The 12,513-nt window shown below is 53.8% G+C and carries 12 protein-coding genes; 4 read left to right on the top strand and 8 right to left on the bottom strand.

Annotated elements, in window-relative coordinates:
* Positions 1-35: 35 nt before the first annotated feature.
* Entirely contained in the window at positions 36-737 is a 702-nt protein-coding gene (locus NYE24_RS25160; RefSeq protein ID WP_342479296.1) for a class I SAM-dependent methyltransferase, read from the bottom strand.
* 161 nt (positions 738-898) lie between these two features.
* Here NYE24_RS25160 and NYE24_RS25165 point away from each other — a divergent pair, with 161 nt between their 5' ends.
* The 3 genes from NYE24_RS25165 to aroB are packed head-to-tail and all read left to right on the top strand — an operon-like array spanning position 899 to position 3,751.
* The gene (locus tag NYE24_RS25165) at positions 899-1,783 is read left to right on the top strand and encodes a hypothetical protein (protein WP_342476957.1); all 885 of its coding nucleotides are present in this window, start codon (positions 899-901) and stop codon (positions 1,781-1,783) included.
* Between the two features lie 31 nt (positions 1,784-1,814).
* Positions 1,815-2,564 carry a WecB/TagA/CpsF family glycosyltransferase gene (locus NYE24_RS25170; protein WP_036701303.1) on the top strand — a complete coding sequence of 250 codons (750 nt, stop codon included), beginning with the start codon at positions 1,815-1,817 and terminating at the stop codon, positions 2,562-2,564.
* A gap of 41 nt (positions 2,565-2,605) precedes the next feature.
* Positions 2,606-3,751, top strand: a complete 1,146-nt coding sequence (gene aroB, locus NYE24_RS25175) for a 3-dehydroquinate synthase (RefSeq protein ID WP_036701301.1) — start codon at positions 2,606-2,608, stop codon at positions 3,749-3,751.
* A 102-nt stretch (positions 3,752-3,853) separates the two neighbouring features.
* Here aroB and NYE24_RS25180 read toward each other — a convergent pair whose 3' ends face one another.
* The 7 genes from NYE24_RS25180 to NYE24_RS25210 all read right to left on the bottom strand — a co-directional run bounded on the left by NYE24_RS25180 (position 3,854) and on the right by NYE24_RS25210 (position 10,402).
* Positions 3,854-4,657 carry a hypothetical protein gene (locus NYE24_RS25180; protein WP_341028865.1) on the bottom strand — a complete coding sequence of 268 codons (804 nt, stop codon included), beginning with the start codon at positions 4,655-4,657 and terminating at the stop codon, positions 3,854-3,856.
* A gap of 146 nt (positions 4,658-4,803) precedes the next feature.
* A complete protein-coding gene (locus tag NYE24_RS25185; RefSeq protein ID WP_036701299.1) occupies positions 4,804-5,286 on the bottom strand; it encodes a DUF2231 domain-containing protein in 483 nt (160 codons plus the stop codon).
* A 24-nt stretch (positions 5,287-5,310) separates the two neighbouring features.
* Positions 5,311-6,627: an ATP-binding protein gene (locus NYE24_RS25190; protein ID WP_051494059.1), complete on the bottom strand. Its 1,317-nt coding sequence runs from the start codon at positions 6,625-6,627 to the stop codon at positions 5,311-5,313.
* Positions 6,617-7,312, bottom strand: a complete 696-nt coding sequence (locus NYE24_RS25195) for a response regulator transcription factor (protein WP_036701296.1) — start codon at positions 7,310-7,312, stop codon at positions 6,617-6,619. The genes NYE24_RS25190 and NYE24_RS25195 overlap by 11 nt, the downstream gene beginning before the upstream one ends.
* A 163-nt stretch (positions 7,313-7,475) precedes the next feature.
* Positions 7,476-9,278, bottom strand: coding sequence for a hypothetical protein (locus tag NYE24_RS25200; protein ID WP_342476958.1), 1,803 nt, complete (start codon positions 9,276-9,278; stop codon positions 7,476-7,478).
* A gap of 55 nt (positions 9,279-9,333) precedes the next feature.
* Entirely contained in the window at positions 9,334-10,257 is a 924-nt protein-coding gene (locus tag NYE24_RS25205) for a hypothetical protein (protein ID WP_036701292.1), read from the bottom strand.
* Complete coding sequence (locus NYE24_RS25210; RefSeq protein ID WP_155991665.1) at positions 10,250-10,402, bottom strand: hypothetical protein; 153 nt, start codon at positions 10,400-10,402, stop codon at positions 10,250-10,252. Before NYE24_RS25210 ends, NYE24_RS25205 begins: the two co-directional genes overlap by 8 nt.
* Positions 10,403-10,646: 244 nt before the next feature.
* Here NYE24_RS25210 and NYE24_RS25215 point away from each other — a divergent pair, with 244 nt between their 5' ends.
* Positions 10,647-12,467 carry a vWA domain-containing protein gene (locus NYE24_RS25215; RefSeq protein ID WP_036701290.1) on the top strand — a complete coding sequence of 607 codons (1,821 nt, stop codon included), beginning with the start codon at positions 10,647-10,649 and terminating at the stop codon, positions 12,465-12,467.
* Positions 12,468-12,513: the final 46 nt, after the last annotated feature.

A 12,513-nucleotide genomic window follows, 5' to 3' on the forward strand; every position in this document is an offset into this window, starting at 1 on the left:
TAGGTGGTGGCTCGTTATAGCTCTGATGTCTGCAGTTATCTTTTTCGGAACAAGGCCGTCCACAGAAAAGCTTCACCGAACAGATTCTCACTCTGCTCCGTCTGGCGCATCCGCCGGAACCGGATATTCTCGTAACTGCCGAAGAACGTCTCGAGCTGCTCCTCCGTGAACCCTAATCCGCCTCTCATCCGCCGCTGACGGTAGACCTCCCAATCGGTAATCTCTGCACCCATGGAACCTGCTGCGAAGCAGGTCAAGCCGAAATAACCGCCGGGCGTAAGCGCCCTGTCCAACAGTTCCAGATAGGTGGCTCTGCGGTGGGGATAGATGTGATGGAAGCATCCGCTGTCATAGATGAGGTCATAGCTCCCGGGCGTCAGTTCCAGGTCAAAGATATTCCCGCAAGTAAAATTCACCTCGACCTGATGTGCCGCTGCACGCTCCATTCCCCAATTGACCGCTGCCTGAGAAATATCCACAGCGTCCACCTTACAGCCCTGACGGGCCATGTACACTGCATTTCTGCCGCCTCCGCAGCCTAGCTCAAGCACCCGGCCCGGGGTGAGCACCCCGCCGCTGAAAGATTCCACCAGATTCTCATCGGGACAATCCCGGAAAAAGGGAATGCCCTTCTCCTTATCCGCATAGAACTCATCCCACCACTCTCCCTCCTCCCGGAAAAAAGTGTCCAGCATCCTCAGCGTGTCCTCATGGCTATAAATCGTTTCATCATTCATTCTTCTCAAAGTCTCCCTTCCTGTCATCATGCGGCAAACCAAATGTACACTATGAGACAATCCAGACAGTAACCCTCCTAAATTATGTTATAATATTCCGGAAATATGTTCTGTGCGGTTGGTTGCAGGAAGCGGAAATACTAAGAGAGGGAGGGAAGCGTATGCTATGGACGGCAAGTCTATCCAGTCTGCTGCTTAAGCCGGACAACCGGCAGCGGCATAGCCTATTACTTCAGGAAATTGCCAGTTATATCAGCACCCACATCCTGAATCACCCGCTGCTTGCGGAAGATTGCGGGCATATCAGCATCCTGCTGGATGGATCAACGGCCTTAGGGATTGTGGACGACAGCTCGGATATCGATCTGATCCTGGTCTGCCGGGATGAACGCTATGAGCCGATTACGAGCCGGTTTGAACGGGCGGGGCTGATCCCGGAGGGAAGCAGCTTGTTTGTCGATGTGCATCTGCCCGGCGGCAAAACAGGACATTACACCCTGCTCAAATTAGCGGAGCTGGGGCAGGCTCTGGGGAAGGGGCAACTGGACTGGTTGTGGAATGCATCCGTTTCCTGTATCTATCATGATCCGCTGGGCTTGAAAGAGTTGTTCGCGCAAGCGGTTCCGCTGCACCCGGATCTTCTAATGAACCTGCGGAAGAAGACATACATAGACCTACGGAGTGCTGCCAAAAGCCTGGATAATCCCGTGCGCCGGGGAGAGGCTTTTCCGATTCTTTTTCAGGCGGTCGAGGTGTTCAAGCAGGCCCTGCGCTGCGCCATTACGGTGGAGGGCTACCCCTACCCGTATGATAAATGGCTTGTACAGGTAGCAGAGCAGCTTCCAGTGGGAAAAAGGGTGCTTGATTGCATGAAGGACTTCCGGCTCTACCTGTCAGAAGATATTTCATACGCGCCAATGTACCAGGAGGATAACAGCTTTGTGAAGATGGAGAAGCGGGTCCGTCAGGTGCTGCTGGAGGAATTCCTCCTGCGCGGCGTTGATGAGCCTTGGCTGGTGGAATGGTGGAAGTACTTCGAGGATTGACGGGATTAGAGAATAAGAGAGAGGTGACAAGATGAAGGACAAGGTGTGTATTCTGGGACTCCCCTTCTCCAAATTGACGCTGGAACAGACGACTTCGCTGCTGGATGAGCAGATCATGGACGGGCAGGGAGGGCTGTTTCATCTCATTACGGCGAATCCGGAGATTACCCTGGCGAGTCAAACGGACAAACAGCTGCGGGAGATCATCGACTCGGCAGATCTGATTGTCCCTGACGGGATCGGCATTGTGATGGCGGCGCGAAGACAAGGCAATCCTATTGCAGAGCGGGTGACCGGCTATGACCTGCTGCTGAGTTTACTTGCGAGGGGAAATGAGCGGGGTTGGCGTTTTTATTTTCTGGGGACAGATGAGTCTACTAGCAGACTGGCAGTGGAGCAGATTAACACGCGCTATCCGCAGGTGAAGATTGCCGGGAGGCATCACGGGTTCTTTGCACCTGACGAAGAGCCAGGGATTATTGCCAGTATTCAGCAATCCAAGCCGGATGTGCTCATTCTTGCCATGGGTGCTCCGTACTCAGATAAATGGCTGTATAAGCACAAAGACGAATTGCAGGGGATTAAGCTTGTTTTTGGCGTGGGCGGAAGTCTGGATGTGATCTCCGGGAAAGTACGGCCAGCACCGGCCATCTGGAAAAAAATGAATCTGGAGTGGGCGCACAGACTGTTGTTCTCACCCGTCGCCAAAGGCCAGAAGTCACGCTGGCGCAGACAATCTGCGCTGCCGAAGTTCGTCTACCGGACGATGATCCGTAAATGAAATCTGCAGGCAATAGTCTTATAGAGAAAGGGGCTGAGCCCATGTCCAAGAGCTTTGAAGTAACACTCCAAAAAGTAGTCGATCACTCTTACTCTATTGAAATCGGTGAGCATCTGTCCGCCTCATTAGTTCGCGATTTGCAGCAGGGGCTGCTTACGGGGATTAGCAAATATGCAATTATTACAGACTCTACGGTGGAGTTGTTATATGGCCGTCCTTTACTAGAGCTGCTACGTCATGAGGGATTCCAAGTGGAATTATTCTCGTTTCCGGCGGGGGAGAGCTCGAAGACCCGGGAGACGAAGGCAATGCTGGAAGACCAGCTGCTAAGCCATGCCTACGGCAGAGATTGCTGTATTATTGCGGTGGGGGGCGGAGCGGTGACGGATCTGGCGGGCTTTGTGGCAGGAACCTTTGGCCGGGGAGTACCTTCGCTGAATTATGCTACCACCTTGCTGGCAGCAGCAGATGCCTCCGTTGGCGGCAAAACAGGCGTGAACACCCCTGTCGCCACGAACCTGATCGGCGTCTTTCACCAGCCCCGTAAAGTATACATAGATTTGGCCGCCTGGCGTACACTACCGTCCCGTGAGTTCAGAAGCGGTCTGGCCGAGACCATCAAGCATGCCTGTCTGGGGGATGAGCAGTTCTTCAGTTACTTGGAAGCGAACATGGACAGAATCATTACAGAAGAAGGGGAGCTGATCCTGGAGGCCGGGGTGTGTGAGCATATCGCGCTGACGAATTGCCGGATCAAATATGAAGTGGTAGAGCAGGATGAGCATGAAAGTAATCTGCGGCAGATTCTGAATCTGGGGCATACGGCAGGCCGGGCGCTTGAGGCGCTCAGTGGTTACCGGCTGCTGCATGGCGAGGCCATTGCTGTGGGCCTTGTTATTCAGGCGAAGCTGGGTGTGAAATTAAGTTATATGACGGAAGAGCAGGCTAACCGTGTGGTGGCTTTGCTGAAGAAGGCGGGGCTGCCGACAGAGATTCCAAATTATATTACAAACCGCGCGCTCCTAGATAAGATGTACACGGACAAAAAAGTGCGCAGCGGCCGCATCCGCTTCGTCTTCCAGGACGGCATCGGGAGGATGAAGCTTTTCGCAGACGGCTCGTATTCCGTTCCGGTAGAGGAGTCAGAGGTGATGGAGCTGCTGGAAGAGTTACGCGCAAACCATTAATCACTCTCGATTTCGTTTCAAACATAGAATCGTCCATAATGAATACGGGCCAACTCAATTTTCACTCTGCGAAAGTGGAGTTGGCCCATTCCATTCTCCTTGCTATAAATAAGTTCCAAAATAATACTCAACCTTCTCTTTCGCATAACGATCTATGCCAAGCCATGAATCTACGGATACGAAGTCCGTCCCTCTGCCGCGTTCCGGTCCAAGCCGCTCCTCAGAAGCTAATATACCTGCAAACCCCCATATTTCCATCATAGCATCTCGTTCATACTGGTTGGAGGCTAATACATTCTTCCAACGCTTCTCTAATTTACGTGCGGAATCCGTCTCAGCGCAGGCATCCACCTCTGCCAGTAAATTTTTGAGAATCTGAACATCCTCAGATGTCACCTCTACCGGTTCCTCCTTCGCTAGCAGTTCTATATCCATCCAGCAATATAGGAGCCAATTTAAGCGGACACCACCCCATTTTACCCGTTCAAAATTCAAAATATTAATATCGGCATTATTCCATTCTTCATGAGTCATTAATTTATGTTCGTTACAATAGAAGCAATGGCTGTAGCTGGCACGCTCCAGAAGCTTGTCACTATATTTATGCTGAATAAGGTTGCTGGTTAATGCATAGCTGGATAACCCGCTTCTCAGATGTACTTCTCTTGTGGATAAGCTATGTAAAAAGGCAGCAGCTAGCCTGTCCTTCGTCATCTCATGCTCTAGCAAATAACAAATTCTCGAGACACACTCATCATGCGTCATCGTCACAGGATCGAACATCACCCCTTTGCTTTTAGCATATTCAAACTCTTCTCCTGCAAAAGGCAGTCTTGTCCCGGCAGGCTTCCATCCCTGCGCAGACCAGAACGTTTTGTTTAATATTTTTTTCGCTTTAGCGTCCATCATTTCCCTCCAATTCATTTAATTACGTTATATAGTATCATCGTGACTATTAATCTTTCAATATATGAAGCAGAGGTCACCTTGCTCATCCCGTCACTGATCTGCGGCTCCGCGCCGTTCGCAATATCCGCAGCCCCGAGGAATCTCTATCCGCCACGGTGAGAGGAGGAGTGAGGCGGATTCACTGCGGCGCCATTGGCGGATACCCCTACGCCGTCCGTGTACACCATTTTTCCGCCGTAATAACCGGTTCCCAGCACCAGGCCGCATGAAGCCACAGATACGGCTATATACAGCGCTAACGGTATTCTCACAAACGCCCGGTTTCCTTTCCAGAGCATCAGCAATCTCCAGGCCGCGATCAGAGTTACTGTCCAAGCGGTTAATGTCGCAAGCGTCTCATGCGGTTCTATGAATGAGGTTACTCCGCGCGCATCATCATCGGGACCTGTCGCAATAGCGGCCCAAGCCCCGGCGGCGGCCAGAAGCCATAACCATAACCCCTGTCCGGGCGGCAGAGCGCGTCTCCTCACAGCGAGCACCGCATCATAGCCGCAACCAATAATGATCAGAGCAATCGGGAAATGTACGATAATCGGATGAATATGTGCCAATATTTCAGTGAACATTCTTCAAACCTCCAGTTCTCAAAGTTATTGCCGGGTGGAACCCTTGGTTTCAGGGAGAATGACCGTAAAGGTGCTTCCCTGATGAAGGGTGCTCTGGACCGCGATTCGGCCTCCGTGTCTGTTGGCGATCTCAGAGGCAATAGCAAGACCCAGACCGGTGCCGCCATGTTCCCGTGTCCGGGCCTGATTGACACGGAAGAAACGTTCGAATAGATGGGGGATATCAGCTTCGGGAATGCCGCATCCTGTGTCCTGGATGGATAACCCGACCGTACCGTTGCCGTTACGGGATATCCCCAGTGTGACCTTATCCCCTGCGGAAGAGTATTTCATCGCATTATCCAGAAGAATGTAGAGCAGCTGGTCGATCTGTTCGCTGTCTCCGGTGAAAAGAAACGCTTCTTCCGGGTGGTCAATATCCAGCTGCAGGGTCACTTGTTTCTCGGCGGCCATCAACTGCATTCTTGCTGCGGCGAAGGATAGGCTGTGCTTTAAGTCGAACGGCTTATGGGCGGTATGCTGCAGGGGAGAGTCGTTCCTGGCCAGCGTGAGCAACTGCTCTGTCAGTCTGTTCATGCGCTGCAGCTCCTCCTTCATATCCGCAAGAACCCTTTGCTGAACAGGGGACAGCTTCCCCTTCTCCTCCTCCAGAATATCCACGGCCAGTTGAAGTACGCTTAAGGGTGTTCTTAACTCATGGGAAGCATACGCTGTAAATTTCTGCTGCCGGGCAAACGCCTGTCTAATGGGAACCATGGTCCGGCCGGCGAATAGGTACCCGATGAAGGTGGCTGCAGCAAGCAGAAGCAGAGTAATGGCTGTGAGCAGCAGCCTCATTTGCTGAAGCAAGGCCTCCTGCCTCGTGACATCTTCACCGATAAGTATGATGTGCTGAGCTGCATCTCCGGCCGACATACGCAGTACAGCATACGTTGTCATACGATTACCGGAAGAAATGCGGAGATGAACATGGCTTTGGTCAGGTTGAGCGTCAAGCTGCTGCCGGATGGAAGGAGCGAGCAGCGGATTCTCCCTACCGGGGGACTGCGCAGCGATCGACCACGCACTGTCCGTAATTGCCGCGAATTGGTCGCTCTGCAAATATTCCCACTCCATCGCATGGTCTGCCTGCCGGCGCTCCTGTGATTCTTCCGCATCCTGCGGGGAGATATGGAGCCATTCTTCCCGGGCCTTGTATGCTGCAGCTTCGAGATTATGATTCTCATCCCTGTGGATTACTTCGGACAATGCATAATAGAAGGAGACCGCCATAATCAGCAGAATCAATCCAATCATGGTGCTGTAAAAGAGGGTCAGATGCTTGCGCGTGTTAGGTATCATCCGGCTCAGCTCCAGGATTTATTAAGCGGTACCCTCTTCCGTGTACACTCTTGATCAGCTTTACCGGAAAAGGATCATCGACTTTCTTCCGCAAGAGCCGGATGACTGCATCGACGGCATTCAGCGTTACATCCGCTTCATTGCCCCAGACATAACTCAGAATCCGTTCTCTTGACAATACGGTTCCAGGATGCCGGACGAAGTACTCCAGCAGCTGAAATTCACGCCGGGTCAGTGTAAAAGAGACACCGTCACGTTCAGCCTCCTGGGTATCCGGAGTCAAAAGCAGCCCGCCAACGGCAAGCTTGTTCATCGTGCCCTGAACCTGCTTTCTGCGGTCCAGGGCAGTGATCCGGGCTAGCAGCTCCTCGAAGGCGAACGGCTTGACTACATAATCATCTGCCCCTGTCAGCAGCCCGTTAACCCGGTCTTCAATCTCGCCGCGTGCAGTCAGCATAAGGATGGGGGTGTTGTCGTTCCTTGTCCGCTGTTGTCTGCACAGCTCAAGTCCGGTTTTGCCGGGAAGCATCCAGTCCAGAATGTAGAGATCAAATTCCCCTGCAGCAAACCATGTCTCGGCTTCATCCGAATGCTGGACCCACTCGCTCAGATGTCCGGCTTGCTTAAGCTTGTACTGGATCATATAGCCCAGCTTGGAATCATCTTCCACCAAAAGAATTCGCATAGCAGCAAGCCCGCTTTCTTCATTGAATGATTATGGATACCGCTCCCGCGCAGTTCCTGTAAGACCCAGTATAGCCGTTATTAATGAAAAAATAATGAAATTCCAAGCACAAAAAGAGATAAAGAACCTCTATGTGCAATAAAGGCTCCTTATCCCGGTTAGGTTAAAGTATGAGGCTCAAGCTGTCCGCAGAATCAACAATAAATACCGGCACGGCAGCTTCGCCGAGATCAGTCTCCATCGAGCCATAGCCATTCTCAAATTGGCCGCTGATGACGGCGGAGCCGGTATACGGAGGCACCTGGCCTTGAAGAAGCAGGTAACGTCCATTTGCGAGCGCAACGGTTCTTCCGGCAGAGTCGAGGATAATCTCACAGGAGAACATCACCTTCTCATTGAGATGAAGCTCAAGCTGTGCCGCATCAATTGGAGTATAGGCGGCGGCCTCCTGATAGAGCTCCGTGAATTCATAACTTCCGTTCACCTGGCGGAAAATAGCTGTCCGGCCATCGGCCCCATCGGTCAGATCGTTGTCCGCAACGCGGATGGAGCCGTCCTCTGCCATAAGCTCATAGCTGCTGCCCGTGAAGCTGAACAGCAGGGAGATACCTTCCGTCCGGATGGCATAGCCTGTGAAGGTGCTGCGTCCGTCAGTCTCACCGCTGTTAGCTACAACTACTGGAACTTCGGAGTAAGCGGATAACGGCTCGTCAAAAGAAAGAGCGCTCAGCATCCCCGAACCCGGGACTACCTCCCCGGTCCGGGTGGAGACCGTGCCGTCCCCGCCCATCTCGGCGTAGACCAGCTTGCCGCCAGCATCTACTCCAGCTACGGCTACCTTGGCACCGTACTTGTCAGTAACGGACGCTGTAAGGGAGTAGCTGCCCGGCACTTCGCCGCCCGGCAGCAGCCGTACCGGCTCGGCGGTATTCCAGGCCAGCGTTGCGGCTGCGGTCTCCGCCAAGGTATCCTGCACCGGAGCCAGCTCGGCATAGAGCCTGATGGCATCCGCATACCGGCCGCCGCGCACATGTCGCGTGCCCTCACGGAGCAGCCGGGCGATGCTGTTATCGATCAGCTTCAGCACCTTGGAGCTGGTGATGCCGGCAGATGCCGCATAGCTGCGGTAGCGGGCAGCATGTCCGGCGAAGGCTGCGGTGAGGTCACCATCCAGATCCTTGTTCAGGATGAGCGAAGCGCTCTCCTGAACCTGCTTGTTAAGCCAAGGCGCGGTATAACTATGATTCTTATAAGCTTCTTCCATAGAGAGGGCGCTCTCCAGCATAAGCCCGAAGCTTCCGTCTGCGGCCAGAGCCTTGAGCCCCGCGGTATCATAGGCCTTGAAGCTCGCAGCGAGCAGCTTATCCTTGGCGGCGGTTCCCCCGTAATAGTCTGCCGGAATCTGCAGCAGGCTCCATTTGAGACTGTCCGTACTGTCGCTGCCCGTCCCGGAATCTGCCCCCTTAGTCGAACCTGCGGTAAGTCCGGCCAGATACTCATCCTTGAACTGCCGGAACCCGGCTGTCATCTTGTCTGAGACGCCTGAATCCGCCGAGAGCTGGCGATAATAGGCTTCATAGGGACCGCCCGGCGTCATATACTTGCTCTTCAGGCTGAGCAGGTAGGCGTAGCTCTCCATCATCCCTGCGAAATCCTTCACAGTCAGCTGGTCCGCAAGCGTTAAGGACAGTCTGCTTAGACTGCTGCGGATGCCCGTTATGGGAGCCAGCTCTGCCAGTCTTGCCGATATTTCTTCTTCTTTATAAGAAATCGCGTGGTTGGCCGCTGCTTGGCGGTACCGGTTCTCGGCGGCGATAAGCTCCCCGGCAGCGTACAATTCACCGGCTTCTTGTACATCCTTAAGCTTATTTTTAATCCCCAGCGCCTTCTGTCCCAGCGGGAGCAGCATCAAAATACACAGAATAATCATAATATTCCGCAGGGTTACAGCCCGTATGATCGTCATATAATATAGCCCCTTTATTCATAGATAAGGATAGAGCGGCAGTCCGCTTCTAACCTTATACTTCAGGGTCCCAGCGGTACTTAAGCTCACGGATCTCCTCTACCTTGGCATCCAGGCCGTTCCACGGCTCATAAGGGTTCGCGGCAATGAGTCTGGATAAGCGCAGGAACCGGTCCTTGGGCAGCTCCTGCACATAGCGGCCGATCATGCCGGAGTAGAGCAGCGCGTATCGCTTCATGCGGACCGCAGCACTGGCAACGGCGGCCATAATGACCAGCCCCGTATCCATTTCGAGAATCTGCACCTCGTAATTCTTGACATAGCGCAGGGTGCGGTCTTTGATCAGCTCGGGGCGGACCCTGGCGATCTCCCCGATATATTCAGCCAGCAGCGGCTCGAAGTCCTTCAGCAGCAGCTGCTCCAGCTCCAGCGTCATGTCCTTGCGCAGCTGGAAGCCGTGCAGCAGGGCGACACGCTGGCGGGAGATCCGGTCTCCGCGCAGCAGCACGGAGATCTCGCGCAGCTTCTCATAAGCGAGCACATCATTCTCGCGCAGTACCGTCACGGCTTCCTGGCGGTTCAGCTCCAGATCTTCCTTGATGCTATAGATATTACGGCCAAGCAGTTTGTTCAGCGCATACAGATTTTCGTTCTGCCGTACTTTTCGCTGCGTATAGTAGACCAGTCCGGCTAATACGAGACCGCCTGTGCCGCACAGCACCATCTGCTGCAGATTCTGTCCGAAATAGATTCCGGCCAGGGTCAGCAGGAGAATAACGAGCAGCCGGGTCTGTACCCTGCGCCCGGCCTGGGACACTGCATACTTCTCCACCGGAGTCAGCGAAGCGCGGCCGCAGCGGGTGCAGCGTTCCTCGCCCAGCGCGGTGTAACGGTGACAGCGGCGGCAGATGCGCAGCTTCTCGAAGGCGTAACGGGGGGCTTTGAAGGGACGGAAGATCACCGGTTTCTTTTTACTCACGGGCCGTATCTCCTCCGTTCAATGCAGCCAGCAGGCGCTCGTCGATATCCTCGCGGGTGAGCGGCTTCCGCTGGCGGGAAGCATATAGAATGATCTGAATCACAGCATAGAGAAACGTTATCCCGAGTATGGCGTATGTAATCATGGAACTCTTCCTTTCTGCTCTGGTTACGGTCTTTTAATCAAATATTCAGGAAAGCGGCGTATACTTAGAATAGTCTATCCGGCTCAGGATGGCGATTGCCACTAGCGGAAGTGCCGGTCCAGCGGTCACTATGTTGAAGTTTACAAGGTTTAATTATATCATAATGGCATGCTATTGACAGAATTTAGCTATGCGTTACGGATCTGCCATATCCGCCTAATTTCACACAAGAGGAGCCCTATTTATGCTTCGTAACGAACGTTATTTCAGCAAGGCCAAGAATAGACTGCAGCGCATATTGCCTGTATTGCTCATGATCTTATGCATCACTGTATCTCCATATGCTGCTTCGCGAGCCAGCGCGGCTTCAGCCGCACCGTCACATATTGACGCTGTGCTGCTGATCGATGTCAGCAACTCGATGAACAAGAGCGACAAGAACAAGATAGCCAATGAAGCGATGAAGATGTTCATAGATATGCTGTCCACCCAAGGCGATAAGGTAGGCATTGTGGCCTACACCGATAAGGTACAGCGCGAGAAGGCGCTGCTCGGCATCAAATCCGCCGGCGACAAGGAGGATCTGAAGAATTTCATCGACGGGCTTAGCCGTGGACCCTACACAGACCTGGCGGTCGGGATGGAAGAGGCAGTGAAGGTGCTGGAGAACGGCAGCGATCCCGGCCATGAGCCAATGATTGTCATGCTGGCGGACGGCAACAATGACCTGAATGAAGCCAGCGGCCGGAAGCAGTCCGATTCCGACAAGGAGCTGAAGGCAGCAGTAGAGTCTGCCAAGCAGAAGGGGTATCCCGTATATAGCATAGGGCTGAATGCAGACGGCAAGCTGAACAAGAATATTCTGGCCGGACTGTCCGCCGAGACAGGCGGCAAGGCGTTCACCACGAATTCTGCCGATGATCTGCCGCAGATTCTCAGCGAGATTTTTGCCAGCCACTTGAAGCTGAAGGTGGTGCCGGTGCCGTCCATTACGGCAAACGGCGATTATCAGGACGTAACGGTGAACGTGCCGAACAGCAGCGTGCTGGAAGCGAATATCTCCATTATGTCCTCGAAGCCGGTGACGGCGAAGCTGAGCGATCCTTCCGGCAAGGAAGTTGCTATTCCCTCGGATAAGGTGTTGCTGTCGAAGTCGTCCACCTACACCCTGATCAAGCTGCTCGCGCCGGAGCAGGGGGACTGGAAGCTCCAGGTCAAGGGCGTGCCGAAGGATAAGATCGATATTAATCTGGTGTTCAACTACGATCTGGAGCTGAAGCTGGATGCTCTGCCAGCCAAGTCTTACGGCAAAGGCGACAAGGTGGAGATCTCTTCCCATCTGTACAGCAACGGGGCGGAGGTAACGGAAGGCAGCCTGTATCAGGAGATGAAGGCGGTGCTGCTGGCAACTGATGTCGATACCGGCCAGGTGCAGGAGATTCCGCTGGACAATTCGGGTGCTGCGTTTAAGGGCACTTTTGAGATACAAGACAGTCATGAATATAAGCTGAAGGTCCGGGCCGAGGAGAGCAGCTTCTACCGCGAGAGCGACGAGCTGACGATCAATGCCAAGACGGGAACGGTGGCGACTACCCCGCCGTCAGCAGGCACTCCTGCGGGCGAAGAGCCTGCTGAGGAGAAGACCTCGAACACGCTGTACTATATCATCGGCGGTATTGTGCTGCTGCTGGCTGCTGCTGCCGCATTCTGGCTGCTGCGCAGTAAGGCTAACCGGGGGTTCGTCGGACAACTGGTAGTGGAAGTGGTGGACGGCAACACCGGAGAGAAAACCTATCCGCAGTACAAGAAGCTCGCCGCCTTCCGCGGCAAGTTCACTCTGCACCAGCTCCTGCAGCTTGCTCCTGAACTTAAGGAGAGCGAAAAGCTGGTCTTCACCCCGGGAACCCATGACCGGCTCCTGCTGCGCGGGGGCGAAGGGATCTCGGTGGAACGCTCAGGGCGTGCTGCTGATACCTCGCGGGGCCTGGAGCTGAAGAGCGGGGACCGGGTAACAGTCTCTCTGCAGACGGTAGACAAGACGATTCTATTGGAATATTTGATCTGATAAGCAGGCTAAGTGTATGCTCCCGAAGCGATTATATGAAGTGATT

Source organism: Paenibacillus sp. FSL H7-0350, from assembly GCF_038593195.1.
Taxonomy (GTDB): Bacteria; Bacillota; Bacilli; order Paenibacillales; family Paenibacillaceae; genus Paenibacillus_AQ.